The sequence below is a fragment of the Rufibacter hautae genome (assembly GCF_008271695.1).
In the GTDB taxonomy this organism is placed as follows: Bacteria; Bacteroidota; Bacteroidia; order Cytophagales; family Hymenobacteraceae; genus Nibribacter; species Nibribacter hautae.
Genome location: NZ_VKKY01000001.1, coordinates 1,742,356 through 1,768,030 on the forward strand (window position 1 = coordinate 1,742,356; position 25,675 = coordinate 1,768,030).

The following is a 25,675-nucleotide window of genomic DNA, read 5'->3' on the forward strand; positions in this document are numbered from 1 at the left end:
TTGCCTCCTATCCTCAAACCAGCCCCGAAACACCTACAACAGCAACGTGTCTACCCTGTGCGCGTGGACCATCATCTCGCAGGGTGACCAGCTGAAGATGGTGAAGCGGCCGTCTTGGGAGGCGACCAGGGCGGTGGCGTTGCGCTGGTCATGCACGAACTGGGCGGCGGAGAGGTGGCGGGTGCCGCCGTTGTTGCTGGGGTGGATAATGATGGGCTCATTCCCCAGCACCGGCTCGGTGAGGGCAATCTGCTCCACCAATTCATTGCTGTCTGAGCGGATGATCTTCACCCCGAAGGCCAACAACTCATGCTGGTCATTGATTATGGTGGCGCCGTCTACCGCCGTAAGCCCCGCCAGGCCGTCAATCTCCCGGCGCAGGGCGCCTTGCCAGATGCTGCGGCTCCGGTCTTCCTTCTCCTGGCGCATGAGCTCGGCCAGGGCTGAAAAAGCCGGCGAGATGGCGTACTGCACCGGGTGCAGAATGGACTGCTGCCAGGTATCGGAACCGGTGGGCACCACCAGCAGCGTACCACCTCTACCGTGCGCCCGCATGGACACCGCCAGCTGCACCAGGATGTTCACCGAGTCGTCCCAGGTGGAGGGGGCGTTGAACCCTAGCAGGGAGGTCAGCACCTCAGGGCAATCGGGCAGGCTGTCGTTGCGCTCATCTATGAACTTGATCACATCGCCTTTGAGTACGGCCACGTTGGCGAACTTCCCAAACCCGCGGGACCGCCGATGCTTCACCACCAGCAAACCCGGCTCAGACACATCCAGCACAAAGCAGAAACTCAGGATTTCGCGGGTAGTGCCCCACATGTATAGCTCACCATGCTCTTTCCAAACGCCTATATGGATTCCGGGCCGCTCCACGCCGGGAGCCAGCTTGGTGAGGTTAGGACTGGTTAATGGAAGCCGTTGGGCAAACAAGAGCGGCTTCACGGCTTGGTCTGGGGGCAAGAAGGCCAGGGAGATGCGGGGCGACTGCCCTTCTTCTTTTCTGAGGCTGGCCCAGAAAGCGGCATCAATCAAGGCCTCAATCACCTTTACCGAGGGCGTAGGCGCCAGGTTCAACTCTCCACGCTCCTGGGCCTCAGTAAGGTGGTGGGCAAAATGAGCTTCAATGGCTGGCGCTACGGTTTTGGCCGCAGCATAGGTGGTCTTACGGATCATGCAATCTGAATGGTCAATGGTAGGTGAAGCTGCGGGAAGGACTTGCCCAGTGGTTTTACAGGCATTATTGGCCTGGTTGCCCATGGGAATGGACCGCCCCGGTTTCAGAATCTAACTTACATTTTGTTTCGCTGTGTACAAGCCCCCAATACAATTTGTTTCACCGGGCTCAGATACCAGATTACCAGGATAAAGCACCCTACCGGCAGGCGGTTCGCTTCTACCCTCCTGGCACCTCCTTGTTTTCAGCTCGATTTTCCGAAAACACCGGTAAAACCCATCCGCCGTGCTTTTCTGGCCTGCAGTTGCGTTTACGATTATTTAACATGAATTATTCCTATCCAAGTACTTGCAAGCAGCGCATTGCACGCTATCTTGCTTTAAATAATCAAACTGCCCATCAAACAAAACAGTCCCTCATGAAGAATTTGTACCGTTCCCTGCTCCTGGCCCTCACTCTGGGCGTTGCCGCTTCCTGTTCCGTGGAAGACGTGGCGCCCAATCAGCCCCTGAGCCACACCTCTACCGACAGCGCTACTGCCACCCAAGACAGCCACCTGGCCATGGGCAATCCCAGTTCGGCCGGCACCAGTTACAGCAACTACCTGGTGAGCAAACCACAGTTTGTCCTATCTTACAACAGCTACCGGGGTACGCCTAACTGGGTGAGTTGGCACCTGAGCAGCGCCTGGGTAGGCAGCACTCCCCGCCAGGATGATTTCCGGGCCGATACCTCGCTCCCCAGCGCCTTCTACAAAGTACAGACCTCAGACTACACCGGCAGCGGCTTTGACCGGGGCCACAACTGCCCCTCGGCAGACCGCACCCTTACCGTCGCTGACAACTCTGCCACGTTCCTGATGTCTAACATGATTCCGCAGGCTGGGCCTAACAACCAACAGACCTGGGCTGGTTTAGAGAACTACTGCCGCACCTTGATTAACGCCGGAAACGAGTTGTACATTATCATGGGAAGCTACGGCGTGGGCGGCACCGGGCTCAACGGGTACAAAGAAACCATTGCCGCCGGCAAAGTAACCGTTCCCAACCGCATCTGGAAAGTGATTGTGGTGTTGCCCAACGGCTCCGGTGACGTAAGCCGCGTCACTTCCAGCACCCGCGTCATTGCCGTGAACACCCCTAACACCACCAGCATCAGCAGCACCTGGGGCACGTACCGCACCACCGTTGATGCCATTGAGGCGGCCACGGGCTATAACATCCTCTCCAACGTGCCGGCCACCATCCAGAGTACCATTGAGGCCCGCGTAGACAGCGGCCCAACGCAGTAAATCTCTCCTTCATCTGGGAGACGAAAAAGCCGTGACGCCGGGTGAAACTTACCTGGTAAAAAGAAAGGATTTTGCGCGTGAACCTATGCAGCTTTTTACCGCTGCGGCCGTTCAAGCCCAAGATCCTTTCTTGTATCAGGCGCAAAACGATAGAAGTGCTCGTATCTGCCGCTGTGCGGCTAAAAATTTAAAGGTATAAATTGATGTCTACACTCCTCCAGGAACTAGAGCAGGCGGCCCAGGGCTTGCTGTTCATCAGCGAAAGCGAGTCTCCCTTAGAGCCTTTCACGTTGCCTGCCGGTACCTCCGCCCAAACCCCGGCTGATTTTCTACATGCCCTGGGCAAGCCAGACCAGCCGGTGGAAGAGGTAACCCTTGCTTACTTCTTCCGGAACATGGTGCGCACTTCCCCTGAGCAGGACTTGGCGCAGCAAGCCACAGCCCAACGGTTTATGGCCTTGCAAGGCTGGCTGGAAACTCATTTGCAGAAAGTACGGGTGTACCGCGTGGGGCAAGTACAGGTACAGGCTTATACCCTGGGGAAAACCCCAGACGGATTGTGGCTGGGACTGAAAACCACGCTGGTAGAAACGTAAACCCGCGGCCCTAAGGCAGCAATTCTTGTACAAGTTTGTCCATAGAGGAAGTTTTGAGGTACGGTTCCAGTTGCGCCTGTGAGGTAAACGTCCTGATCATGCCAATGCTGCCGCAATGCTCCAGGAGCCAGACCTCGGCGTAAAAGGTCCCCATAAAATATAGACTGATGTGGCACCAACCCTTGAGGCGGGCGTGCAGATACCTTCCGGTGCTTTGCACACAATTGATTTGCTCTGTCAGGGGTAGTTGGCTGAACTCCTTCACTTTTATTTCCATCTCTGCGTGGCCTTTATTGTAGTCTCATACGCTCCAGAAGACTGCTTTAGTGCTTAAGGTAGCGTTTTTTTATTTTTCTGCGGCGTAGAAAGGGCCCTAATCTTTTCACCTTTTGTAGAGAAGGGGCTGCGCCGTCAAAGCAATCAGGCTAATCTCTGCCTCTTCCCTAGCGCTCCGGCACCTGCTCAAGACAAGCACCCGGCTTGTAATGGGCTTTCGGGTCCTCAGAAATTAACTTAGAAACTAGAACGCAGGCGTTTAGCACTTGGTTTGTCTCTACTTTTATTATTTAATCTTCTTCTTTACTAGGTACTATTTTAAGCACATTTCCCTGAAAACAACCCCAAAACATGCCCTGTCCCGAAGCAGATTTCATGGAAAAGACCCGGCAGAAACTCTTTCTACAGGCGCATCTTAGCGCCCAGGGCCAGATGGAATATCTTGGCGGGGTTCAGGTAACGCGGGTTCTGCACGTACGAGATGAGGTATTCGCCCATGGTTCCCATCTCATAGTAGCCGCTGAAGCGGTTCAGTTTCTCTATCCTGGTGAGGTTCACCTGGCCACCCACAAAAAAGTACAGGTGGAGCGCGGTGGAAAACCGGTAATATCTGTTGGGGTACCGGCTGAGATGCCGCTCTGAGGCGAAGTACTCATCCCCGAAGGTATAGCTCAGTTGCACACCGGTGGTCACCGGATACCAGTCCACTTTCTCAATCTTCACGGGTTTGGTTGCCAGCAGCGAAGATTTCAGGGCAACGGTCAGCAGGTGGTCTCCGCCAACCTTTTTGGGCAGGTACCCAAAAGACAAGTCCGTCTCCAGTTTCCGGTTGAAAGACTGCCTTCCCACGCCCACCGACACCAAGCCAATATCGCCGGCAAACTGGGTTTTCACGTAGTACGGCGACAGTTCTTGTGCCGGAGATTGCCCTTTACTGGGAAAAGCCCCTAGAAGCAGCCCCAGCCCTAACAGGAATTGCGTAAAGCGTTTCATCTTAGTAGGCTATTTGCTCCACGGAATATCCCTGGTCCCACACCTTGAGGTAAGTGAACCCGCGCCGCTTCACGGTGGTGGTCACGTGGTACAGGACATCATCGTCATACGTCTTCTCTGAACTCCAGCCGTGCCGGTGTCCGTGCAGGCTCAGCGGCACCCGGCCACTGGACGCTAGCGCCTGGTGGAAGGACATCTCCAACTCGGGGTCAAAGTCAGAGTCAAAAGGCGGAATGTGCGACACCACGATGGCTTGGTTCCAATTCTCTCCGGCCGTGGGCCGAAGTTCATTCCCCAGCCAATCCAGGTTAGGGATGTTCCCGCTGAAGCCGTACTCGCGGCCGTTGGTATCCAGGAAAACGAACTTGGTGTGGCCGTAGGTGAAAGAGTAGTTCAGGTCGCCGTACATCTCGGCGTACACCTTGCGCGCATTGCCCAGCAGGTCATGGTTCCCGATGACGGTGAAGTACGGCCATCGGAGGTCTTTCATAATGTCATGCACCCACCGGAACTCCCTGGACATGCCAAAGTCAGAGATATCGCCCAGGTGAATCACAAAGTCTATGTCTGAAAAAGAATTGGCCTTGTGCACGAAATCCACGATCTCGTCATAAAACCGCTGGGTGTCGCCCATGACCAGGATGCGCAAGGTGTCGCTCGCCGGTTGGTTGGCCAATTGCCGGAGGTAAAAAGCGGTGAGGTTCTTCTCCTCGGGTTTCAGCCGGATCTGGTTGGGGTGGTATTCAAAGAGATCTGAGCAGGAAGCCAGGAAGAGCAGGGGAAGGGAAAAAAGGAGGGGTAAAGGTTTCATCATAGTAAGCGGAAAAGCTAAAAAGCCGCGGCTTCTTAGAAGTGATTTCTGGAAAAAGAGGCTCAAATCTCCTTCCAGTGTCAGGGATGCCACGCCCACAGGGAATGGCAAAGTCAGCGATACATTGTTCCGTGCCTGGCCTCCAGGAAACAGAGGCGCCACCCCAGAACGGCGGGATCACAAGCAGCCGCTGGCCTGGCCAGTGACTGCGTTTCTCAATAGCGATTGTTTCTCTCTTTCTTTACGTGTTCTGCCGCAGAAACTCCATCAGAATACCACAGCATCCCTTTGTTTCAGCCATCAATTGCCTTGGTATATTTTAACATGATGGTAACCTAAGCAAGAGCAGCGCAGAAAGTGTGTCAAAGGTAAGGTCTCGCTGGATTTTTCCTAGCACAGATTAGCCTGCAGGTACTAAACCATAGCAGGTATACCCGAAGAAAGCAGTTGCGCCTCAACTTGGAGATGACGGGTTACAAGCCTGACCTTCCCTGAGTTTGAGTCTTTGTTTAGAAGCCGATTTCTTAAAAACACCCCGGAAACCGGAAAGGCTTGCCGGGGTTTACCAAATGCAAAGAAATCTAGGTAGCCTAGAGGATTATTATGGTTGGCACTGGTCTTTCAGCTCCTGGGCGGCGAGGGCAAAACCTAGTTGGGCCGCTTTGGAGAGCAAGTCGCACCCGCGGGCGGAGTCGCCTTGGGTTTGCTTTATTTTGGCCTGCAGGTAAAAGGCCTTGGGGTTGGCAGGAGATTGGCGCAGCGCCTGCTCAGTGTCTTGCCAGGCTTTCTGCAACTGCTGCATTCTGTAGTAGGCGAATGTGCGGTACAGCAGGGCCTCGGTGGTGCGCATTGATGGGCCGGAGGTTTTCTGCAGGTACGTGCTGATATCAGCCTCGGCGGCGGGCCAGTTGTCTTCCATCTGCAGGTGCACTACGCCGCGGTCCAGGTAAGCGCCGGCTTGGGTTTGGTCCAGGGCAAGGGCTTTGTTCAGGTCCTGCAGGGCTTGCTGGTACTGTTTTGTTTGGAGATAACCCTTGCCCCTTGCGGCATACCAGGCAGCTTTGGGGGTTTCGCTCTCGCGCAGTGCCGCAGAGTAATCTTCTATAGCACCAGCGGGGTTCCTGAGGTAGGTCAGCCGAAGGGCGCCGCGCCGCACCCGGGCATCTTCCAGGGCGGGCTTATGCTCCAGCACGGTACTATAGGCTTCATCGGCCTGTTTCCAGAGGCGCTGCTTCTCCGCCTCCTGCGCCTGCTTAAGGGCTCGGCTGGAGGCAATCTGGCGCCAGCCAAAGTAGGGGCCCATCACCAGCAGCACCGCGGCCACCACCACGGCTAGCACCACCTGCAGGTCATGCCGGGAGAAGTGCGTGTGTTTCTGGGGGCGTTGCCGGTAATGCCGCTCCTGGAAACCGGCGGGCTGGCGCGTGTGGTGGTAGCGGGGCATGGCGTGGGCGTGGGCCTGCCGCTGGCTTTTCTCGTACTGCTGCTGCAGGTCAAAGGCGGCGCGGCGCCGGGGGTTGGAGAGCACCTGGTAGGCATCGTTCACCTGCTTGAACCGCTCCTCGGCGTGGGTGTCGTGGGGGTTCTTGTCGGGGTGCCATTTGAGGGCCAGCCGCTTGTAGGCGGCTTTTATCTCGGTGGCCGAGGCGTTGGGGGAGAGTCCCAGAATATGGTAGTAGTTCTTTTTCAATGGTCAGGGGCCGGCGGGCCATCTGCAAAAGTACGAGATAGCCCGGCTGCATGGGTGGCGTTTCGGGCTTATTTTCTTTTAAACGGCCTTAAAACGGCGGCAGATATCCAATGCGAAATGGTATCCGTAAAATGCCTTATCCCGTATGGAATTCTGGGGAAGTTGATTTAGGGAATATTTTTCCCCGGATGTACCGTATATCCCCCTACGCACCATCAACTAGAAAAGACATGGCTACCGAAGACAAAAGCAAAACTGACAGCATCATAGCAAACCTCATGGGGTACATAGATACCCGCATTGACCTGGTGAAGCTTGATCTGCAAACCAAACTGAAAAGCATCTTTGTGAGCACGGTGCACGGCGTGCTGCTGGGGCTGGTGGGCTTGATGGTGCTGCTGTTCCTCAACGTATTCATTGCCCTGCTGTTAAACGATTTACTTGACAGCCGCTTCTGGGGCTTCGGGATTGTCACGCTTTTTTACCTTATCTTGCTTGTCATCCTACTTGTGGGGCTGGACAAGAAAGTGTTCCAGGGCATGGCCGACAAGGCTTTCCGGAATACCATTTACAAGACCGATGAATCTGAACAAACCATCTAACCATACCTGCTGCCATGAGCGAACTAACCAATCCGCTTTTTGATGACCCGCGCGAGTTCCTGGAACGTCAGAAAGAAGAATATAAGAATGCCTTACTCAGCGACGTCACGGAGCTGAAAGACCAGTCCCAGCAGATTGGGAAGAGCGTTGCCATTGCCGGCGGGGTAGTGGCGGGCATCTACCTGATCAGCAAAGCCTTTGGCAGGGGAAAAGACGCCAAACCCAAGAAGAGAAAGAAAAGCAACCGCCTGGAGAACCCGGCCCGCTTCAAAGGCGCCGAGGACCGCGCCTGGATCTCTTCCATCCCCGATGTGGAGGACGATGAGCCGCTCTACAGCGCCATTGAGCGCACCTATCCGGCGGTTTACCACCCAAACACTGGCACCGTGGCTACTTCGCACAGCCGGATACGGCACAAAGAGGAGACTTCTGGGCTAAAGGCTTTTTTCCAATCAGATTTATTTAAGATATTGGAGCAGCAGTTGGCCGCTCTGGTGGTGGTGTACCTCTCCAAATTGGTGGAAGAGCACCTGAACAAGCCGGCCACTACTTCGCAGCCAATTCTAACCCAACCTCTTCTAGTGGAAGAAAACACCACTGTTGATTACCTGTCACAGCCTGACGTTAGCACGAATGCCCAATCGCCTCAATCACAATCTTTTTCCGATATCTAATACCTCAGACACCGCCAACCACCCTAAACGGCTGGCGGTGCTTCTGGACCCTGACCACCTCACCGTAGCCCGCTGCCAGGAGATTCTGGCGCTGAGCCACCGGCACGAGGTGGATTTCTTTTTCATGGGTGGCAGTCTGATCTCTAACCCAGACCAGACCTCCTTTGTGCACTACATCAAACAGCACAGCTCCATCCCGGTGATTCTGTTCCCCAGCAGCGGCCTGTACATAGACCCGCAAGCCGACGGCATGCTGCTGCTTTCCCTGATCTCGGGCCGCAACCCAGACTTCCTCATTGGCCAGCATGTGGCCGCGGCACCATTGCTCAAATCCAGCGGTTTGCCTCTCTACCCTACCGGCTACATGCTCATTGACTCTGGGCGGCAGACCACGGCCTCCTACATGAGCGGCACCACGCCTATCCCGTTTGACAAGCCTTCCATTGCCGCCGCCACTGCCTTGGCCGGCCAGATGCTGGGGCTGCAGTACATGTACCTAGACGGTGGTAGCGGCGCTATGTACCCGGTGAGCCCAGCTATGATCCAGGCGGTGCGTCAGGCCGTTTCCGTGCCCATCATCGTGGGCGGCGGCGTGAACACTCCTGAGAAAGCTGAGGCTGCCTGGAAAGCCGGTGCCGATATCCTGGTAGTGGGCAACCACATTGAAAAGAGCCCGCAGTTCATACAGGAGGTAAGCGAGGTAAAGCAGCGCTTCAACGTGGCACTGCCGCAGGAGTAATGATCTAATCCATTTTGAGCCATTTTTCAGAAAAACAGGCCTAAAATGGGGCATGCGTAGAGACCAGGTATGCCTGGTCTCTACAGAAGTACGGACATCATCCCTTTTTCCGTCTCTTTTCACCAAAACACCCTAAAAACAGAAAGGCCCGCTTTGCAGCGGGCCTTTCCTTTTACTCTATGTGCAAGTGCTTACACGTTCATGGATGACTCACGGCGGCGCATTTTACCGGCCGGAATCCCGAACATCATCTTGAAGCGACGGCAGAAATACGCCGTGTCTTTGTACCCTACGTCTTTGCCAATCTCTCTGATGCTTTTCTTGGTCGTGCGCAGCAAGAATACGGCACGCTCCATGCGTTGGTATTCAATGTAGTCCTGCGGGTTGATACCGGTGAGCATCTTGAAGTACTGGCCCACGTAGTCCTCAGAAACGTTGGCCACGTTGCTGAGCACTTTGTTGGACAAGTCACCGCCCAGGTTCTCCTTAATGTAGTTGAACAGGTCAATGAGGCGCGGATCTTTGAAGTAAGTGCTGTTGGTTGCCAGCTGCTCCACAAACATCTTGTTCTTCAAGATGTAGCGGATCAACTCTACCACCATCTGCTCTGTGTACAGGCTGATGATGCGCTCCTTGCCCGGCAGATCCTGCATGCTCTCCTCCACAATCTTGATCACCAGCGTGGCCAGCTTGTTGCTGGTAATCACAAACGCCGGCACCTCCAGGGAGGTGAAGAAGTTCACAGAGTCAAATACCTTGGCCTCAAAGCTTACAAAGCTATGGCTGTCATCGGCTTCGCCGATTAGGTCAAGGTCATTGTTGCTTTTGAAAAACTTATCTTTGGTGGTGATATAATCATCATTGGAGATAACCCGGCTCTCGGTATCGCCATAATAAAGCTTGGTACTACGGCCGCCTGGAATGAAGAGTAGCTGACCCTCTTCTGCTACTTGTTTATCGTCTCCGAAAGCAACAATGCCATTGTGCACTAAGATAAGGTTGTTTCCAACGTCATAGTAGTTACGCACCGTCAGCGGCTGCTGCAACACCAGGTTTTTAGCCTTGATGTAGCGAACTTTCAGCGACTCAATTATTTTATTGTAATCTTCCATGTAAGGGCACTGATTAAAGGGTTTTAACTTATGTTGATTTTTTAAGTTGTCTGTCGGTTTAAAATTAGTACTTATCTTTTAAGTTATCAAACAAAAAAGGTAGATATTTATAAACTGACAATCACTATATACCCTTATATCAACAATAAACGTTATTAATCCCCTTTTCTATTTCAATATCTCCCTTGAGATTACTATTTTCTGTATCTCAGATGTTCCCTCGTAAATTTGCGTGATTTTGGCATCGCGCATAAGTCTTTCTACGTGGTATTCTTTCACAAACCCGTACCCACCATGAATTTGAACGGCCTCAACAGCAGTATCCATGGCTACTTTAGAGGCGAAAAGCTTGGCCATTGCCCCAGATTTTGAGTAATCGCGGTGGGCGTCTTTATCGGCGGCGGCCTGCAGGCAAAGCAAGCGTGCGGCGTCAATATTGGTGGCCATGTCTGCCAACTTGAACTGGATGGATTGGTGCTGCGAAATAGGCACACCAAACGCTTTACGCTCCTTAGAATACTTCAAAGACAACTCATAGGCGCCGGAGGCAATGCCCAGGGCCTGCGAAGCAATCCCGATGCGGCCGCCGTTGAGGGTAGACATGGCAAACTTAAACCCGAAGCCGTCCTCGCCAATGCGGTTCTCCTTTGGAATTTTAACGTCTGTAAACATCAAAGAGTGTGTGTCTGAACCTCTTATGCCTAATTTATTTTCTTTTGGCCCAATTTCAAAGCCCGGCATGCCTTTTTCTACAATAAGGGCATTGATGCCTTTGTGCCGCAGCTCTGGGTTGGTCTGCGCAATGACCAGGTACACCGATGCCGTGCTGCCGTTGGTGATCCAGTTCTTGGTGCCGTTGAGCAGGTAATGGTCGCCCATATCTTGGGCAGTGGTGCGCTGCATGGTAGCGTCTGAACCGGCTTCTGGCTCAGAAAGGCAGAAAGCGCCAATGATCTCGCCGGAGGCCAGGCGCGGCAGGTATTTCTGTTTCTGCTCCTCATTGCCGTACTTCTCCAGCCCCCAGCACACCAGGGAGTTGTTCACCGACATCACCACCGAGGCAGACGCATCTACCTTGGAGATCTCTTCCATGGCCAGCACGTAGGAAACCGTGTCCATTCCGCCGCCGCCGTACTTAGGGTCTACCATCATGCCCAGGAACCCCAGCTCGCCCATCTTCTTGATTTGCTCCGCAGGAAACTTCTGGTGCTCGTCACGTTCAATAACGCCCGGCAACAATTCTGTCTGGGCGAAGTCGCGGGCAGCTTCCTGCACGGCCAAATGCTCTTCCGTTAATTTAAAGTCCATATAATGCGTGTATTATGATTGCTGTGGTGTGTGAATGATGAAACAAAAATAACTAAAAAATAGTATGCAAGCAGCTTAACTTAACCCAAAAGCAAAGACAAAGCTAACATTTGTTCGGTTTTTTGGCTATTTACTTAAAAACAGCCTATAAACGAAAAGGATACAACAAAAAAAGAGGACAGCTTCCGCTATCCTCTCCTTTACATATAATTGACTTAAAGGTTCCTAGTCTCTGCGGCCCATAAGCATGGACGCATAGTAGAGCAAGGTAGCCAACGAACCGATGGCCGCCACTACGTAGGTCATCGCGGCCCATTTCAGGGCATCTTTGGCCATGCCGTGCTCTTGGGTGGTTACCACGCCCCGAGTGTCCATCCAGGCCAAGGCACGCTTGCTGGCGTCAAACTCCACCGGCAGCGTGATGAAACTGAACAGGGTGGTCAAGGCAAACAGCAGCACGCCTATAGCCAACGGAATTGGTGTGGCTTGGATCATCAGAACCCCAATCAACAGAATCCACTGCATGTACCGGCTGGCCACGCTCAAGGCGGGCACCATGGCCGAGCGGAATTTCAGGAAGGTATATGCCTTCGCGTGCTGCACGGCGTGGCCGCACTCGTGGGCCGCCACGGCCGCCGCCGCCGCGCTCCGTCCTTCGTACACGGGTTCGCTCAGGTTCACCGTTTTATCGGCGGGGTTGTAATGGTCCGTCAGCCGACCAGGGGTGGAGATCACGCGCACATCGGTGATCCCGTTGTCGGCCAGCATCATCTCCGCTATCTCGCGGCCACTGAGCCCAGATCTGAGGCCCAGCTTGGAGTACTTCTCAAATTTACTTTTCAATGTCCAGCTGACCAGCGCCGAGGCCAGCATCATTGCAATCATGATTATCCAAATACCGCCCATTTCTCTCTTTCTTTAAAGGTTAACTGTGTTGGTCTCCCAGGATTTTGTTCACCACCTGTGACGTAGAGTACCCTTTCACCAGCGGAATTGTTTCCACGGCACCGCCTCTGGCTTGCACTATATCATGCCCCACAATGTTCTCGATGGCATAATCATCGCCTTTCACCAGCACGTCTGGCCCAATGGCTTGGATCAACTCACGGGGTGTTTCCTGGTCAAACAACACTATAGCATCTGTAAACCAAAAGGATGCCATAACCCTTATACGTGACATTTCGTCTTGCAATGGCCTGGAAGGACCTTTTATTCTACTGACAGATTGGTCTGTATTCAAGCCCACCACCAGTTTGTCGCCCAACAGCCGGGCCCGCTCCAGATAATCTACGTGGCCCACGTGCACAATATCAAAGCACCCGTTGGTGAACACTATCTTCTGGCCTTGCGCCCGCCATTCTTCTACTTTGGTTAAAAGCTGAGGCAGCGCTACGATTTTCTCTTCTGAAGGAAGCATAGGATGGGAAACGGTTAGATGGTACAATACAAAGGAACGGTTCTTGGGGAAAGAACGCAGAAACCCGGCTTCTGTTTTCAAGCCGATTTAAAGAAAACGGACCGGAAACGGTTTACGCGACTTGCTTGGCGGGTTGGTCTTTGTCTTTGGGTTGGGCCAGGCCGGCCACCAGACTGATACCGCCCATGATCACCACCAGCAGGGCGCCCGTGGTATGCGTGATAAGTGCATAAGCCATGCCCTTGTCTAAAGGCACAACGTACAGCAGAAGAGCGGTTCTCACCAGAATGTGGTACACGCCAATCCCGCCCTGCACCGGCGCCGACATTCCCAGGCCGCCTACCACCAGAATAGCCATGCCCGCCTGCCAGGATAGCCCTGAGGTTCCGGGTAAAGCAAAAAAAGCCAGGTAGCTGCCCAGGTAATAGGTAAGCCAGATGAAGAGGGTGTGGAAAATAAACGCGCCTTTCTGCTCCATTCTGGCAACGCTGGAGATGCCTTGCCACAAGCCGCGCACAAACGCGCTCAACTTCTTGAAGAAAGTGTTCTGCCGCAGTTTAGCGATGTTCCGGTACACAAACCAAACCATGGCCCCCGTCCCGAAAACAGCGACGGCGCCCAGCACATACAGCGTCTGCAGGTTCTGCTCAAACCCATGGAATTTTTCAGAGAAGATCTCCAGGAAGAAGTCTTTGAGTCGGTCAAATTCCAGTAGCAGGGTAATGCCCATGCATAGGAGCAGCATCATCAGGTCAATAACCCGCTCCGTGATGACGGTACCCAGGGAAACGTTCACCGGCACGCCGGAGGATCGCCGAAGCAGCGTACACCGGATGACCTCGCCCGCCCTCGGCAGCACGATGTTGGCCAGATACCCCACCATGAGGGCATGGTACGCCTGCATGGCCTTGGGCTTAAACCCTAATGGCTCATACTGCATCCGCCAACGGACAGCCCGGCTCACGTAACCGGCCACGGAGACAAGCAAGGTGACCACCACCCAGAAGTAGTTCGCCTGCGAGAGCTCGGCTTTCACCGCAGAAAAATTGATACTGCGCAGGGCATACGCCATCAAGAAAACCGATACCGCCAACAGCAGCAGGTACTTGAGTACGTTCAAGGTTTTCTTCATGCCGGGGCGGAAACTACACCAGGCGGTTATGCTGGTCTGGGAAAATTACGGTGGGTTCGTGGCTGCGGGCGTCTTCGAAATTGATCAGGGCGTAAGAGATAATGATGATGATATCCCCTACCTGTACCCGGCGGGCAGCAGGTCCGTTGAGGCAAATCATACCTGAACCCCGCTCTCCTTTTATAATATAAGTCTCAAAACGCTCGCCGTTGTTCACGTTTACGATCTGGACTTTCTCATGGGGAACCATGTTGGCCGCATCCAAAAGATCTTCGTCTATGGTAATGCTTCCCACGTAGTGCAACTCAGCCTGGGTTACTTTGGCCCGGTGAATCTTGGATTTAAGAACTTCAATCTGCATCAAAACAATCTAAAAACGCACAAAGTTATAGATTATTTATGATACAAACAGGCAGTTGTCTTTTTGGTTTTATCTCTGGAATAGAATCTATAACAGCATATTGTCTATAAGCCGCACCTCGCCCAGGAAAGCCGCTAGGCATAGGGCTACCGGCGCACCTGCAGGTATTTCCTCCAGCGGCTGCAAAGTCTGCGCATGCACCACCTCCAGATATTCTAGCCTGATTTCCGGAAAAGAGCCCAAAAACGTTTCCGCTTCCTTTTTGGCCTCTGCTACTGATCCAGCTTGGAGTTTTGCGTGCAGGAGCTGCAGGGCTTCGTAGAGATGCGGCGCAACCTCCCGCTGCTCCGCCGTGAGGCGCCGGTTCCGCGAGGACATCGCCAACCCGTCTTCTTCCCTGATGATAGGGAAACACACCAGTTCCAGGTCAAAGCTCAGGTCCAGCACCAACTGCTGGATAATGGCAAACTGCTGCAAATCCTTCTGCCCGAAGAAAGCCTGGTGCGGTTTCACCAAATGGAAAAGCTTGCTGACCACCGTAGCCACGCCGTTGAAATGGCCCGGACGGTGCGCCCCCTCCATCACCTGTTCCAACTCGCCAAAGTCAAAAGAAAGCCGCGCCTTTTGCCGGTACATCTCCTCGGCGGAAGGCGCAAACAGTACATCGCATCCCTCCTGGGCCAGCATCTGGGCGTCCGCCTCCAGCAGCCGTGGGTACAGGCGGTAATCCTCGGCATTGTTGAACTGCACCGGGTTCACAAACACGCTGCAGACGGTGATATCGTTCTGGCTTTTGGCAGCCCTGATGAGCGACAGATGGCCTTCATGCAGAGCGCCCATGGTGGGGACAAACCCAATGCGTTGACCTTGCTGGCGCAGCAACTCGGTGTGCTGCCGGATATCAGATAATGAGGTAAGCTGCAACATGGAGGGCTGCGGGTTTAATATTGAATTGGCAAAAGACGCCAAAGGTATGATTTTATTCAAATAAATTGAGAATCAGCCGATAATTGCTTAATTTTGCATTTCGCAATTACTATTGCCTGTTTTATTTTAATCACTCCAACCTATGTCCAAATTGAGAATCTTATACGCGGCTACTGAGATTGATCCCTTTCTGCAAACCACAAAAGTAGCGGAATTCCTGAGGATGTTGCCACAAGCGATGCAAGAGCGTGGGATGGAAGTAAGGATTTTTGTGCCTCGGTTTGGTCTGATCAACGAGCGCAAGAACCGCCTGCACGAGGTGGTTCGCCTTTCTGGCATCAATATTGCCGTTGGCGAAGAGGAAAAGCCCCTGATTATCAAGGTGGCCTCTATCCCGAATGCCAAGCTGCAGGTTTATTTTATTGACAACGAAGACTATTTCCACCGCAAGTCCGTTTTGGTGGACAAAGACAATAAATTCTATCCAGACAATGATGAGCGTGCCATCTTTTTCTGCAAAGGCGTGTTAGAAACTGTGAAGAAACTGGGCTGGGCTCCGGACATTGTGCACTGCAACGACTGGATGACGAGCTTGATTCCGTTGTACCTGAAGAGCACGTACAAGAACGATCCTATCTTCAAGACGGCTAAATCTGTGTTCTCTGTCTACAACAGTGAGTTCACCCACAAATTTGAGGGCGACCTGCTGGAGAAAGCCAAGATGCTGGACATTGAGGACGAGATGCTGTCTAATCTGAGATCAGGTGACTTTGGCGCTTTCATCAAGATGGGCCTTCAGTACGCCGATATGGTGATCAAGTCAAACGAGGACTTCAGCGACAACCTGAACGCCATGTTTCAGGAGTATAACAGCACCAAGCAGATCAACACCATTAGCTCAGACGAAAACACCCTGGATTCTTACTTTAACTTGTATAATGAACTTGCGAATTAGTAAAGCAGCTGCTGTACTCTTTATTTTCTCTTTCTTTTTCACCGCGTGCGAAGATCCAACGGCCATTGGTTTGGAACTGCAGGAACCAGGCACCCAAATAGGCACTTCTTATACAGACACCGCCACTGTAAGAGCCTCTACCGTTTTATTGAAAGACTCTATTATTGGCCTGGGTGCCCCCCGGGTACAGGTAGGGAGAATCACTGATCCTGTTTTTGGAACTGTGACGGCCAAAACCTACGCAGAGTTTGCTCCCCTATCTTTCCCTACTAATGCCGATTCCATCGATGTAAGCAAAGGAGCTGACTCTCTGATCATCAACCTGGACTACAACTACGCTTTCGGGGATACCACCAAGGCGATCGCCATGAATGTCCACCGCCTCACCCAGGCCTTCAGAGATGATGAGACCTACTTCACCAACGAGGCAATGACGTACAATGAGACTCCAGTAGGCTCCGTTACCTTCAACCCACGTCCCAGCACTACTTACAGAAGCACCACTGATACAACCCAAAGGCTGCCGCTCTTATTGAAGATCAAGATTACCGGTGCTTTCGCGAATGAGGTTCTCCAGGCTTTGGCGCAGACTTCCACTACCCAAACATTTGCCAACGTCATCAATGGTCTGGCCCTTGTACCCGCCAGCGGTTCTGATGAGCAAGGCAGCATTGTAGGGTTCCTGCCTACTTCTACCAACACCACGCTTACCTTGCACTACAAGTCAAAGAAAAACATAGCAAAGACTACTTCGCTGCTGTTCACTGACCGGTACTACAACCACATTGAGGCAAATCGGGCCGCAACGTCCCTCGCTTCTTTAACGGCTAACGGTAATACCATTTCATCTGCAGATGCAGGAAACCGTACTTACCTGCAAGCCGGGGCCGGGTTGGTTACCAAAATAGAACTACCTTTTCTTGCTGATTTCCGTAAGACCCAATCCGGCGGAGAGCAGAACCTGGCCATCAACAAAGCCGAGCTGATCATTCCGCTTGTGACATCCACTGTGATCACCGCCAGAGACTCTATGATGCTACCCCCGGTTATTTCTGTTGTAGAAGCAACTACCTCTAAACGAATTGCTTTGAATGCCGGAGTGCCGAGTGCGCTGCTGGCGGAAAACTCTACCGCTCCTGCTACCCTTCAGTACAGAGGGGCAAAAGGCGGCTATGTGTATGTGGTGAACATCACCAGTTACATGCAGAATCTGCTTTACAACAGAAGAGCGAACAATGGCCTCATCTTACTGCCTGCCAACGTGAGCAGTTCCCTGTCAACGCCTACAAACCTGGCCCAAACTGTAAATCGGGCCATCATAGAAGCAAATCAAAGCCCTAGCGCCGAGCGCCGGATCAAGCTCAGACTCTTCTATTCAACTGCTCAATAATAATTTTTATATACCCCTAGCTTAACAGTAGATTACATCACTATGTGTGGAATAGTAGCTTATGTAGGGCAGAGAGAAGCCTGCCCAATTATCTTGAAAGGATTGAAGCGTTTGGAGTACCGCGGTTACGACAGTGCCGGAGTAGCTTTGTTAAACGATGGTGATCTTAAAGTTTTCAAAAAGAAAGGCAAAGTCGCTGATCTAGAGGCGCATATCGGCACTCAGGATACCAGCAGTACCATTGGTATAGGACACACCCGTTGGGCTACCCACGGCGAGCCAAACGATGCCAATGCGCACCCGCACTATTCCACTTCCAAGAAGATTGCCATTATCCATAATGGCATCATTGAGAACTACGCTTCTCTTAAAAAGCACTTGATCAACAAAGGCTACGAGTTCCACAGTGATACTGATTCTGAGGTATTCGTTAACCTGATTGAGGATGTGCAGAAGAACAGCAATGTTTCTTTGGCTGAAGCCGTACGTCTGGCCTTACATGAAGTAGTTGGTGCTTACGCTATCGTGGTTATCTCCCATGACTCACCTACCCAATTGGTGGCGGCCCGTAAAGGCAGCCCATTAGTGATTGGCGTGGGCAAAGGCGAGTACTTCCTGGCCTCGGACGCTACTCCAATCATTGAGTACACCAATGAAGTGGTGTATCTGAATGATTATGAGATTGCCGTAATTAAGGATGGTGTAATGGACATCCGTACCAAAGAAGACGTGGTGCAGACGCCTTACATCCAGAAGCTGGAACTGGAGTTGGAAGCCATTGAAAAAGGTGGTTATCCGCACTTCATGCTGAAAGAGATCTTTGAGCAGTCCCGTTCTATCATGGACAGCATGCGTGGTCGTTTAGTGGCTGAAAATACGCAATTGACCATGTCCAGCATCAGAGAATACGCTACCCGTTTCAAGAACGCGGATCGTATTATCATCGTAGCATGCGGAACATCCTGGCACGCTGGCCTGGTGGCTGAGTATATGATTGAGGAATTTGCCCGAATCCCAGTAGAAGTGGAATACGCTTCTGAGTTCCGCTATCGGAACCCGGTCATCCGTGAGGGAGATATCGTGGTGGCGATTTCCCAGTCTGGTGAGACCGCTGATACCCTTGCCGCTCTGGAACTGGCCAAATCCAAAGGCGCTATGATCTTTGGGGTGTGTAACGTAGTAGGTTCTTCCATCGCCCGTGCTACTGATGCCGGTGCTTATACGCACGCTGGTCCTGAGATTGGAGTGGCTAGTACCAAAGCTTTCACGGCTCAGGTAACGGTTCTTTCGCTTATCGCGATGATGATTGCCGAGATGCGTGGTACCATGGAACTGACCGCTTTGCGTAGCTTGATGTTGGAGATGGAGAAAATCCCGGCGAAAGTGGAGCAGGCGCTTCAGTTAGACAAAGAAATCCAAGCGATCTCTGAGATTTTCAAAGATGCCACCAACTTCATCTATTTGGGCCGTGGTTTCAATTTCCCGGTAGCCTTGGAAGGCGCCTTGAAGCTGAAAGAAATTTCTTACATCCACGCAGAAGGATACCCAGCAGCAGAAATGAAGCACGGACCTATCGCGTTGATTGATGAGAACATGCCAGTGGTGGTAATCGCTACGAAAGACAGTTCTTACGAGAAAATCGTCTCTAACGTACAGGAAGTAAGAGCCCGTAAGGGTAGAGTGATTGCAGTGGTGACCGAAGGTGATACCGTAATCCCGCAGATGGCTGAATTCGTAATTGAGGTGCCTAACACTCATGAAGCCTTGATGCCATTGATCTCGGTTATTCCTTTACAGTTGCTAAGCTACCACATTGCGGTACTGCGCGGCTGTAACGTTGACCAGCCACGTAACTTGGCTAAGTCTGTAACGGTAGAATAATTCTATTATCAAATATCTTAAAAGGGGAAGCCAAATGGCTTCCCCTTTTTGTTTAAGTTGGTTCATAACATTGAACCTAAGCGTGTTGTTTTGGGCTCATTTTTGTTAAAACAATCCTGAAACTAAAGCGAATTCCGATTAATACCCGAATAGAGAATCCTTTGAATCGAAGTCAACCAGGGTGCTAGTAGAATCTAAACGGCCTCGATAATGTATTGGATACATTGTCCAATGAAGGGAGATGTTCTATGAGCGAATGAGGCTATTTGTTTATGGTAAATGATTGTATCTTAACCAAGTAGTTGGGATTCTCGCCGAAAATCTTTTTATTAACATTAAACCATTGCTTCCATTTTTTGCTCTATAGGGAAAGCGAATAGCTCAGTATAAACGCTAATAGATTTCTAAAACGTTCTCTGTTGATAGGAATCAGGGAATCTTACGGGCGTGAACAGGTCCGTTATTCATGCACCCCGTACATGGGCTTGAGGGTAGGACAAACACGTCCCTAGTTGCAAGCTCAGCCTTAGTCAGAATAGTTATCACTTAAAATATCTGCAGTATGCACCGTACGTTTAGATATCCTGGTCTGGCACTGGTCTTCCTCCTTTCTTCTCTGCTGCTCTCCTCTTTTGGGAACGCTGAAGGACCGGTAGCAAAAGTGCCCAAATTTCCCTACAAAAAGGCAGGGCTTACCGAGCGACAAGCAGCGGCGCACTTGCTGAGCCGTTTCACCTTCGGGGCCAAGCCGGGCCAAGTAGATGAGGTGGCGAAAATGGGACTGGAGAAATGGTTTGCGCAGCAACTCCAGGCCAACTTACCTGATTCTGAACTGGACCAGAAGCTTGCTCCCTACCGCTCGTTGAAGATGTCTAATGAGGAGATTGTCTACTTCTATCCGCAGAAAGGCCAGATTCTGAAATTAGGGATGCAGGAAGGTGTATTCCACATTGATTCCCTTAAGAACAGCGAGCTAACCAAGGAGGGCCGGATTGCGCAACGGGAGAAATTAGGTGCCTACATGAAGGAAAAGGGTTTCAGGCCGCAAGGGGAATTGCACAATGCGCTCTTCGACCAGAAAATCTTGAGGGCTACTTATTCTCACAACCAGTTGCAGGAGATTCTGACAAGCTTCTGGTTTAACCATTTCAACGTTTCGCTCACAAACAAAAGCTGCGACCTGTACCTTACCTCCTACGAACGGGATGTGATTAGGCCTAATGTATTGGACAAGTTCGAGACCATTCTGCTGGCCACGGCTAAATCCCCCGCGATGCTAGCCTATCTGGACAATTTCAAAAGCGTGGCCGACAAACCAAGTCTTACCCCTGAACAGAAAAAGAGACAAGAGCGCCAACAACTGATGCTAGAGGCCCGTTTGGCCCAAGACACGTCATTGCAACAAAAGCAACTGGCCCAGAAAAGCAAAACCGTGAAAAGAGGCGCGGGCCTGAACGAGAACTATGCCCGTGAGATCATGGAACTGCATACCCTGGGAGTAGACGGCGGCTATACCCAGCAGGATGTAACACAGGCAGCCCGCATCTTAACCGGTTGGACCATCAATCCTGAGATGAACCGCTTCAACCTGAATAAGCAAGCTACTGAACAGAACCCAGAACGCGCCGCTATGTTGGCGAAACAGGGCATTGTGCAGGAAGGGGATTTCTTCTTCGCGGCTAACAAACATGACCAAGGCGCCAAAGTAGTCTTGGGCACCAGCTTTCCGGCCAATGGCGGATACGAAGAAGGCTTGCAGTTGATCAAATTACTGGCCCACCATCCATCGGCAGCAAAGTTTATCTCCAGAAAGCTGGCCATCAGGTTTGTGAACGATACGCCGCCCCAAAGCCTTATAGACAAGATGGCAAAGACTTTCCGGGAGAAGGACGGAGACATCAGGGAAGTGCTGCTGACCATGGTAACTGCGCCCGAGTTCTGGGGCAAGGAAGCCTTGCGGGAGAAAACGAAATCGCCGTTTGAGTTGGCCATCAGTTCGGTGCGCAGCCTCAACGCTGATATCCAGGATCCCGCTCCACTAAACGCCTGGATCACCAAAATGGGCGAGCGGATCTACTACTACCAGGCCCCAACCGGTTTCCCCGATAAAGGTGCATACTGGATCAATACCGGCTCCCTGCTCAACCGCATGAACTTCGGGCTGGCTTTGGCTTCGCAGAAGATAAAGGGTGTTTCCTTCGACCTGGTGGCTCTGAACAACCATCGGGAACCGGAAAGCGCCGAGGCGGCTTTGCTCACCTACAGCCAATTTCTGTTACCCGAACGCAACCTGGAGGCCACTATCAAACGGCTGACACCTACGCTCACTGATCCCAGTTTCGGGCAGAAAGTAGATGCCGCTGCAAACAAGAAACCTGTACCGATGCAGAGTGCTCAACAGGAGCAGGAAGACGAGATGATGATTGAAATGCAGGAGAAGAAAGGACAAGGGGCAAAAAAAAATCAGAATAAAGCCCCTGAGCAGATGAAGACCATGGCCCTGAAAGGAAGCAACACGCCTATGCTAGCCCAAGTGGTGGGCATCATCATCGGGTCACCGGAGTTCCAACGCAGATAAGGCATTTAACCCGCAAAAAGAATTTGAGATGACTACCAGAAGAGGATTCCTAAAATCAGGGGCGCTGGCGCTTTTCGCGGCGGGCCTGGGCGGCGTGCCTAACTTTTTGGCGCAGGCGGCGAGTAGCAGTAAACTGGTGTTGCCCTACAAGAAAAACAAAATCCTGGTCTGCATCTTCCAGCGGGGTGCTATGGATGGCTTAATGGCGGTGACGCCCTTTACCGATGAATTCCTGCAGCAGGCGCGCCCCGGCTTGTTTATGACCGCAGCCCAGAGCTCCGCAAATCCTCTGTTGGACCTAGACGGACGTTTCGGGCTGCACCCGGCCATGCGGTCTTTTGAGCCCCTGTTCCGAGAGAAGCGCCTGGCCATTGTGCACGGCATGGGCTCACCTAACCCTACCCGCTCCCACTTCGATGCGCAGGATTACATGGAAACGGGCACTCCTTTTGACAAAGGCACCGCCAGTGGGTGGCTAAACCGAGCGGTCGGCTTGATGGGCCACGAGGCCACTCCGTTCCAGGCAGTCAGCCTCACCTCTTCGTTGCCCCGCTCCTTCTACGGTGACCACGCGGCCATCGCCATCAGCAACCTGCAGGACTTCGGGGTGCAGATGCGGGGAAACCAACAGGGCGCGGCACTGGCCTCTAAGAACTTTGAGGATCTCTACGACCAAACCTCTTCCTCTTTGCTGAACAAGACCGGCAAAGAGAGTTTTGAGGCCGTGAAGATGCTGCAGAAGATCGATTCCAAAAACTACATCCCGGCGAATAATGCGGTCTACCCTAACTCCGGCTTGGGAAAATCACTGAAGCAGATTGCGCAGATGATTAAGATGGATGTGGGCTTGGAAGTGGCTTTCGCCGAGTCTGGCGGATGGGACACGCACTACAATCAGGGTACGTCTAACGGCACCTTCGCCCGAAACGTGAATGACCTGAGCCAAAGCATCACCGCCTTCTGGGCTGATCTGGATGCCTACCAAGATGACGTGAACGTGATGACCATGACCGAGTTTGGCCGCACCGTGCACCAGAACGGCAGCAACGGCACCGACCACGGCCGCGGCTCCTGCCTATTCGTCCTGGGCAATGACGTGAACGGCGGTCTGGTGCACGGCCACGTACCGCCACTGGCCAAAGAAAACCTGGAAGACGGCCGCGACCTGCCCGTCACCACCGATTTCCGGAGCATTTTCAGCGAAGTAGCCGGAAAACACCTGAACATCAAAAACGACAAAGTTATCTTCCCTGACTTTACAGGTGAGAAAATAGGTGTGATGCGACAAGCCTGACGCATGACCTAACGGTTTCAACTTATAAAAACAGCAAGGGCAGCGTTAAGGCTGCCCTTGCTGTTTCACGCTCGTTTATGTAAAAACAGCCTTAAAACGCTCAAACATTACATGCTACTTTTTCCGCTGGTGCGAGCTTGCAGCTCGTGTCCGCACGCATTTCTGATAATCACTTCACCCACACCTTTGTCATCCTGAAAGGATCTTGTGGGCAAGCGGTAGTGTCGTTTCTCTAATGCTTTTCTAGTTTGCCCACAAGATCTTTCCAAGATGACAGAAGAGGAGGGGTGGTAGGGCTTGATTAGGCTGGAGAACCTTATCTCTAAAAAGCTCGACAAAGTCCTTTCTGCAATACGTGCGGACACGAGCGGGACGCTCGCGCCAGCGGAAGAATAGCAAAGGCTCAAGAAAACCCTTCTGTTTTGAGGTTGTTTTCGCCAAAAGAGGTGGAAAGCTCCTACTTCTTAAACCTTGACCAATTGGTAGAGCGAGGCCAGGAATACGAAAGCTTTGTCAATGGAGCGGTGGGAATCTTCGCGGAGAGGGACTACTTCCAAAACCTCTTTGTTCACCAGTGGCTCGCCTATCAGCCCGGCTAGGTTGAAATTGAGCGGGGCATACGCTGAGGTAAACTCCGTTAGGTTCAAATGGTTGGCGTTGAAGAACACGGTTATTTTGTCGCCTTTGCCTTGTTGGTTGTACTGCGCCAAGCGCTTTGGTCTCTCATGCAGAAGCAAATCAATCACTAAATCCGCTTGCGGAAGCCAGGCCTTCAGTTCTGCCGGGTCCTGTAAATGCAAATAGGCTCTGTTATAGAATTTAAGGCTTACTTCTGCTTCCTGCTCTTCCGTGGCTAAAACTAATGTGTTCATATTTCTGTACCTTTAAGCCTGTAAAGATACAGATTAACCATTTTGCATATGGCAACCAACATCATAGAAAGCAAATCTGCTCCGGCCCCCATCGGCCCCTACAGCCAGGCCGTGATGGCCGGTAATACTTTGTATATCTCCGGACAGATCGCCCTAGATCAAGAAACTGGCCAATTGGTACAGGCTGATATTCAGACCGAGACGCACCAGGTGATGAAAAACCTCCAGTACATTCTGCAGGAAGCCGGCATGGCCTTCAGCAACGTGGTGAAGTGCAGCATCTTCGTGAAAGACCTGGGCAACTTTGGGGCGATCAACGAGACGTACGGAAGCTATTTCACCAGCAATCCGCCGGCCCGCGAAACAGTAGAAGTGAGCCGCTTGCCCAAAGACGTGAACGTGGAGATCTCCTGCATTGCGGTAAAATTCTAATGAGTGAATGAGAGATTGAATGAATGAGTGAATGGAATTGGAAGGGTCCGTCAGATGCAATTTTAGGCAGTTTTCAGGAAAACAGACTCAAAATTGATTCTTTCTCTTTACTCTCTCATTCATTCAATCTCTCCATCATTCATCTAATCTTTTACCTTCTCGTCAACTTCACAATCTTCGCCTTTGGCTTTGGCCTCGTTAGGGCCTGGTTCATCGTTCACGGGGGCATGCCCCACCTCCACTTCTTTGTTGATGACTCGTACCGCATAGGTGGAAGGATAGATATCGGCGCCGTAGCGGCGGGCGTACACCAAGGTGAACTGGGCCCCAATGAAAACGATCTGCGAGGTGTAGAACACCCAGGTGAGTACCACAATCACCGAGCCCGCGGCCCCGTAGATACCGGCAAAGTCGCTGTTCCCCAGATAGAGGCCGATCAATGATTTCCCCAGCGAAAAGAGGACGGCCGTCACTAAAGCCCCAATCCAGACATCGCTCCACCTGATTTTAGCATCAGGCAGAAACTTATAGATTAGCGCAAAAAGGAAGGTGACCACGCCCGTGGAACCTACCCAGTTAGCGATCCAGGTGAGTTGCAGTACTGACTCGTCAATCTGGTTTGTCAGGAAAGAAGTGATGGCCACCAACGCGGTGTGCACTACCAAGCTCACCAGCAGCAGAAACACAATGGCCAGAATCATGGCGAAAGACAGGAGCCGATCCCAGAGAAGCTTCAGGTACTCGTTTCGGGGTTTGGGTTTCACACCCCAGATCTGGTTCAGCGACTCTTGCAAGGAGACAAAAACCCCGGTAGCTCCTACTAGCAAAGTAAACACCCCCACCATGGTGGCAAAGGTGAAGTCAGCCGACTGGTTGATGTTCTCTACCATCTCCTGGATATCATAGGCTCCTTGGCTGCCCAACAAGTCGCGCAATTGCTCATATACCCGGCCCCGCACCGCATCTTTCCCAAAAATGGCTCCGGCAGTATTGATCATGATGATTAGGATAGGCGGCAGCGCGAAGATGGTATAGTAAGCCAAGGCCGCGCCTTTCTGGAACGAGTTGTTGTCCAGAAAATCCAGCCAAACCTCTACAATGATACTCCAAGCCTTCTTTAGCTTACTTTTCAGCATGTAGTTTATTTTCCTCCTTCATACGTACTAA

At 52.1% G+C, this 25,675-nt stretch carries 25 protein-coding genes; 11 read left to right on the forward strand and 14 right to left on the reverse strand.

The genetic code is table 11. The annotated features are described in order from the left end of the window. Positions 1-33: 33 nt before the first annotated feature. Entirely contained in the window at positions 34-1,176 is a 1,143-nt protein-coding gene (locus tag FOA19_RS06740) for a putative sensor domain DACNV-containing protein (RefSeq protein WP_149089980.1), read from the reverse strand. Positions 1,177-1,595: 419 nt separating this feature from the next. On the opposite strand from FOA19_RS06740, the gene FOA19_RS06745 reads away from it, so the two are divergent. Together FOA19_RS06745 and FOA19_RS06750 are read left to right on the forward strand one after the other, a co-directional pair. Further along, positions 1,596-2,468, forward strand: coding sequence for a DNA/RNA non-specific endonuclease (locus tag FOA19_RS06745; protein ID WP_149089981.1), 873 nt, complete (start codon positions 1,596-1,598; stop codon positions 2,466-2,468). 203 nt (positions 2,469-2,671) lie between these two features. Continuing rightward, positions 2,672-3,064 carry a nuclease A inhibitor family protein gene (locus FOA19_RS06750; protein ID WP_149089982.1) on the forward strand — a complete coding sequence of 131 codons (393 nt, stop codon included), beginning with the start codon at positions 2,672-2,674 and terminating at the stop codon, positions 3,062-3,064. A 10-nt stretch (positions 3,065-3,074) separates the two neighbouring features. On the opposite strand, the gene FOA19_RS06755 is transcribed toward FOA19_RS06750, so the two are convergent. From FOA19_RS06755 to FOA19_RS06770, 4 genes are all read right to left on the reverse strand, one after another. Further along, positions 3,075-3,341 (reverse strand): hypothetical protein, encoded by a 267-nt coding sequence (locus FOA19_RS06755; RefSeq protein ID WP_149089983.1) that lies wholly within the window; start codon positions 3,339-3,341, stop codon positions 3,075-3,077. 401 nt (positions 3,342-3,742) lie between these two features. After that, on the reverse strand, positions 3,743-4,333 hold the full coding sequence (locus FOA19_RS06760; protein ID WP_149089984.1) for a hypothetical protein: 591 nt from the start codon (positions 4,331-4,333) through the stop codon (positions 3,743-3,745). Between the two features lies 1 nt (position 4,334). Beyond that, positions 4,335-5,147, reverse strand: coding sequence for a metallophosphoesterase family protein (locus tag FOA19_RS06765; protein WP_223808762.1), 813 nt, complete (start codon positions 5,145-5,147; stop codon positions 4,335-4,337). A gap of 598 nt (positions 5,148-5,745) precedes the next feature. Next, positions 5,746-6,834 carry a J domain-containing protein gene (locus tag FOA19_RS06770; RefSeq protein WP_149089985.1) on the reverse strand — a complete coding sequence of 363 codons (1,089 nt, stop codon included), beginning with the start codon at positions 6,832-6,834 and terminating at the stop codon, positions 5,746-5,748. Positions 6,835-7,064: 230 nt separating this feature from the next. Here FOA19_RS06770 and FOA19_RS06775 point away from each other — a divergent pair, with 230 nt between their 5' ends. From FOA19_RS06775 to FOA19_RS06785, 3 genes are read left to right on the forward strand one after another with little or no spacing between them, the layout of a single operon-like run. Continuing rightward, entirely contained in the window at positions 7,065-7,436 is a 372-nt protein-coding gene (locus FOA19_RS06775) for a phage holin family protein (RefSeq protein WP_149089986.1), read from the forward strand. A 14-nt stretch (positions 7,437-7,450) separates the two neighbouring features. Next, positions 7,451-8,110: a hypothetical protein gene (locus FOA19_RS06780; RefSeq protein ID WP_149089987.1), complete on the forward strand. Its 660-nt coding sequence runs from the start codon at positions 7,451-7,453 to the stop codon at positions 8,108-8,110. Continuing rightward, positions 8,070-8,849 carry a geranylgeranylglyceryl/heptaprenylglyceryl phosphate synthase gene (locus FOA19_RS06785; protein WP_149089988.1) on the forward strand — a complete coding sequence of 260 codons (780 nt, stop codon included), beginning with the start codon at positions 8,070-8,072 and terminating at the stop codon, positions 8,847-8,849. Before FOA19_RS06780 ends, FOA19_RS06785 begins: the two co-directional genes overlap by 41 nt. Positions 8,850-9,040: 191 nt before the next feature. On the opposite strand, the gene FOA19_RS06790 is transcribed toward FOA19_RS06785, so the two are convergent. The 7 genes from FOA19_RS06790 to panC all read right to left on the reverse strand — a co-directional run bounded on the left by FOA19_RS06790 (position 9,041) and on the right by panC (position 15,106). Beyond that, complete coding sequence (locus tag FOA19_RS06790; RefSeq protein WP_149089989.1) at positions 9,041-9,961, reverse strand: helix-turn-helix domain-containing protein; 921 nt, start codon at positions 9,959-9,961, stop codon at positions 9,041-9,043. 168 nt (positions 9,962-10,129) lie between these two features. Beyond that, positions 10,130-11,269 carry an acyl-CoA dehydrogenase gene (locus tag FOA19_RS06795; RefSeq protein WP_149089990.1) on the reverse strand — a complete coding sequence of 380 codons (1,140 nt, stop codon included), beginning with the start codon at positions 11,267-11,269 and terminating at the stop codon, positions 10,130-10,132. Positions 11,270-11,494: 225 nt separating this feature from the next. Next, positions 11,495-12,154, reverse strand: coding sequence for a zinc metallopeptidase (locus FOA19_RS06800; RefSeq protein WP_149089991.1), 660 nt, complete (start codon positions 12,152-12,154; stop codon positions 11,495-11,497). Between the two features lie 40 nt (positions 12,155-12,194). After that, the gene (gene rfaE2 / locus FOA19_RS06805; protein ID WP_149089992.1) at positions 12,195-12,686 is read right to left on the reverse strand and encodes a D-glycero-beta-D-manno-heptose 1-phosphate adenylyltransferase; all 492 of its coding nucleotides are present in this window, start codon (positions 12,684-12,686) and stop codon (positions 12,195-12,197) included. Positions 12,687-12,798: 112 nt separating this feature from the next. After that, the gene (locus FOA19_RS06810) at positions 12,799-13,818 is read right to left on the reverse strand and encodes a lysylphosphatidylglycerol synthase transmembrane domain-containing protein (RefSeq protein ID WP_149089993.1); all 1,020 of its coding nucleotides are present in this window, start codon (positions 13,816-13,818) and stop codon (positions 12,799-12,801) included. Between the two features lie 13 nt (positions 13,819-13,831). Next, positions 13,832-14,179: an aspartate 1-decarboxylase gene (gene panD, locus FOA19_RS06815; RefSeq protein WP_149089994.1), complete on the reverse strand. Its 348-nt coding sequence runs from the start codon at positions 14,177-14,179 to the stop codon at positions 13,832-13,834. Between the two features lie 87 nt (positions 14,180-14,266). Further along, positions 14,267-15,106 (reverse strand): pantoate--beta-alanine ligase, encoded by an 840-nt coding sequence (panC, locus tag FOA19_RS06820; protein WP_149089995.1) that lies wholly within the window; start codon positions 15,104-15,106, stop codon positions 14,267-14,269. A gap of 142 nt (positions 15,107-15,248) precedes the next feature. On the opposite strand from panC, the gene FOA19_RS06825 reads away from it, so the two are divergent. The 5 genes from FOA19_RS06825 to FOA19_RS06845 all read left to right on the forward strand — a co-directional run bounded on the left by FOA19_RS06825 (position 15,249) and on the right by FOA19_RS06845 (position 23,204). After that, a complete protein-coding gene (locus FOA19_RS06825; RefSeq protein ID WP_149089996.1) occupies positions 15,249-16,061 on the forward strand; it encodes a glycogen/starch synthase in 813 nt (270 codons plus the stop codon). Then, positions 16,045-17,451 (forward strand): DUF4270 family protein, encoded by a 1,407-nt coding sequence (locus FOA19_RS06830; protein ID WP_149089997.1) that lies wholly within the window; start codon positions 16,045-16,047, stop codon positions 17,449-17,451. Before FOA19_RS06825 ends, FOA19_RS06830 begins: the two co-directional genes overlap by 17 nt. 42 nt (positions 17,452-17,493) lie before the next feature. Continuing rightward, on the forward strand, positions 17,494-19,332 hold the full coding sequence (gene glmS / locus FOA19_RS06835) for a glutamine--fructose-6-phosphate transaminase (isomerizing) (RefSeq protein ID WP_149089998.1): 1,839 nt from the start codon (positions 17,494-17,496) through the stop codon (positions 19,330-19,332). Between the two features lie 562 nt (positions 19,333-19,894). Beyond that, complete coding sequence (locus FOA19_RS06840; protein WP_149089999.1) at positions 19,895-21,910, forward strand: DUF1800 domain-containing protein; 2,016 nt, start codon at positions 19,895-19,897, stop codon at positions 21,908-21,910. A gap of 28 nt (positions 21,911-21,938) precedes the next feature. Further along, positions 21,939-23,204 carry a DUF1501 domain-containing protein gene (locus tag FOA19_RS06845; protein ID WP_149090000.1) on the forward strand — a complete coding sequence of 422 codons (1,266 nt, stop codon included), beginning with the start codon at positions 21,939-21,941 and terminating at the stop codon, positions 23,202-23,204. A 464-nt stretch (positions 23,205-23,668) separates the two neighbouring features. On the opposite strand, the gene FOA19_RS06850 is transcribed toward FOA19_RS06845, so the two are convergent. After that, positions 23,669-24,076, reverse strand: a complete 408-nt coding sequence (locus FOA19_RS06850) for a hypothetical protein (protein ID WP_149090001.1) — start codon at positions 24,074-24,076, stop codon at positions 23,669-23,671. 48 nt (positions 24,077-24,124) lie between these two features. Here FOA19_RS06850 and FOA19_RS06855 point away from each other — a divergent pair, with 48 nt between their 5' ends. Further along, positions 24,125-24,508, forward strand: coding sequence for a RidA family protein (locus FOA19_RS06855; protein ID WP_149090002.1), 384 nt, complete (start codon positions 24,125-24,127; stop codon positions 24,506-24,508). Positions 24,509-24,651: 143 nt separating this feature from the next. On the opposite strand, the gene FOA19_RS06860 is transcribed toward FOA19_RS06855, so the two are convergent. Next, a complete protein-coding gene (locus tag FOA19_RS06860) occupies positions 24,652-25,644 on the reverse strand; it encodes a YihY/virulence factor BrkB family protein (RefSeq protein WP_149090003.1) in 993 nt (330 codons plus the stop codon). Between the last annotated feature and the right edge of the window lie 31 nt (positions 25,645-25,675).

Coding starts and splice junctions, on each gene's coding strand:
- FOA19_RS06740 (WP_149089980.1), bottom strand. CDS start 1,176: ATGATCCGTAAGACCACCTATGCTGCGGCCAAAACCGTAGCGCCAGCC.
- FOA19_RS06745 (WP_149089981.1), top strand. CDS start 1,596: ATGAAGAATTTGTACCGTTCCCTGCTCCTGGCCCTCACTCTGGGCGTT.
- FOA19_RS06750 (WP_149089982.1), top strand. CDS start 2,672: ATGTCTACACTCCTCCAGGAACTAGAGCAGGCGGCCCAGGGCTTGCTG.
- FOA19_RS06755 (WP_149089983.1), bottom strand. CDS start 3,341: ATGGAAATAAAAGTGAAGGAGTTCAGCCAACTACCCCTGACAGAGCAA.
- FOA19_RS06760 (WP_149089984.1), bottom strand. CDS start 4,333: ATGAAACGCTTTACGCAATTCCTGTTAGGGCTGGGGCTGCTTCTAGGG.
- FOA19_RS06765 (WP_223808762.1), bottom strand. CDS start 5,147: ATGATGAAACCTTTACCCCTCCTTTTTTCCCTTCCCCTGCTCTTCCTG.
- FOA19_RS06775 (WP_149089986.1), top strand. CDS start 7,065: ATGGCTACCGAAGACAAAAGCAAAACTGACAGCATCATAGCAAACCTC.
- FOA19_RS06780 (WP_149089987.1), top strand. CDS start 7,451: ATGAGCGAACTAACCAATCCGCTTTTTGATGACCCGCGCGAGTTCCTG.
- FOA19_RS06785 (WP_149089988.1), top strand. CDS start 8,070: ATGCCCAATCGCCTCAATCACAATCTTTTTCCGATATCTAATACCTCA.
- FOA19_RS06790 (WP_149089989.1), bottom strand. CDS start 9,961: ATGGAAGATTACAATAAAATAATTGAGTCGCTGAAAGTTCGCTACATC.
- FOA19_RS06795 (WP_149089990.1), bottom strand. CDS start 11,269: ATGGACTTTAAATTAACGGAAGAGCATTTGGCCGTGCAGGAAGCTGCC.
- FOA19_RS06800 (WP_149089991.1), bottom strand. CDS start 12,154: ATGATTGCAATGATGCTGGCCTCGGCGCTGGTCAGCTGGACATTGAAA.
- rfaE2 (WP_149089992.1), bottom strand. CDS start 12,686: ATGCTTCCTTCAGAAGAGAAAATCGTAGCGCTGCCTCAGCTTTTAACC.
- FOA19_RS06810 (WP_149089993.1), bottom strand. CDS start 13,818: ATGAAGAAAACCTTGAACGTACTCAAGTACCTGCTGCTGTTGGCGGTA.
- panD (WP_149089994.1), bottom strand. CDS start 14,179: ATGCAGATTGAAGTTCTTAAATCCAAGATTCACCGGGCCAAAGTAACC.
- panC (WP_149089995.1), bottom strand. CDS start 15,106: ATGTTGCAGCTTACCTCATTATCTGATATCCGGCAGCACACCGAGTTG.
- FOA19_RS06825 (WP_149089996.1), top strand. CDS start 15,249: ATGTCCAAATTGAGAATCTTATACGCGGCTACTGAGATTGATCCCTTT.
- FOA19_RS06830 (WP_149089997.1), top strand. CDS start 16,045: ATGAACTTGCGAATTAGTAAAGCAGCTGCTGTACTCTTTATTTTCTCT.
- glmS (WP_149089998.1), top strand. CDS start 17,494: ATGTGTGGAATAGTAGCTTATGTAGGGCAGAGAGAAGCCTGCCCAATT.
- FOA19_RS06840 (WP_149089999.1), top strand. CDS start 19,895: ATGCACCGTACGTTTAGATATCCTGGTCTGGCACTGGTCTTCCTCCTT.
- FOA19_RS06845 (WP_149090000.1), top strand. CDS start 21,939: ATGACTACCAGAAGAGGATTCCTAAAATCAGGGGCGCTGGCGCTTTTC.
- FOA19_RS06850 (WP_149090001.1), bottom strand. CDS start 24,076: ATGAACACATTAGTTTTAGCCACGGAAGAGCAGGAAGCAGAAGTAAGC.
- FOA19_RS06855 (WP_149090002.1), top strand. CDS start 24,125: ATGGCAACCAACATCATAGAAAGCAAATCTGCTCCGGCCCCCATCGGC.
- FOA19_RS06860 (WP_149090003.1), bottom strand. CDS start 25,644: ATGCTGAAAAGTAAGCTAAAGAAGGCTTGGAGTATCATTGTAGAGGTT.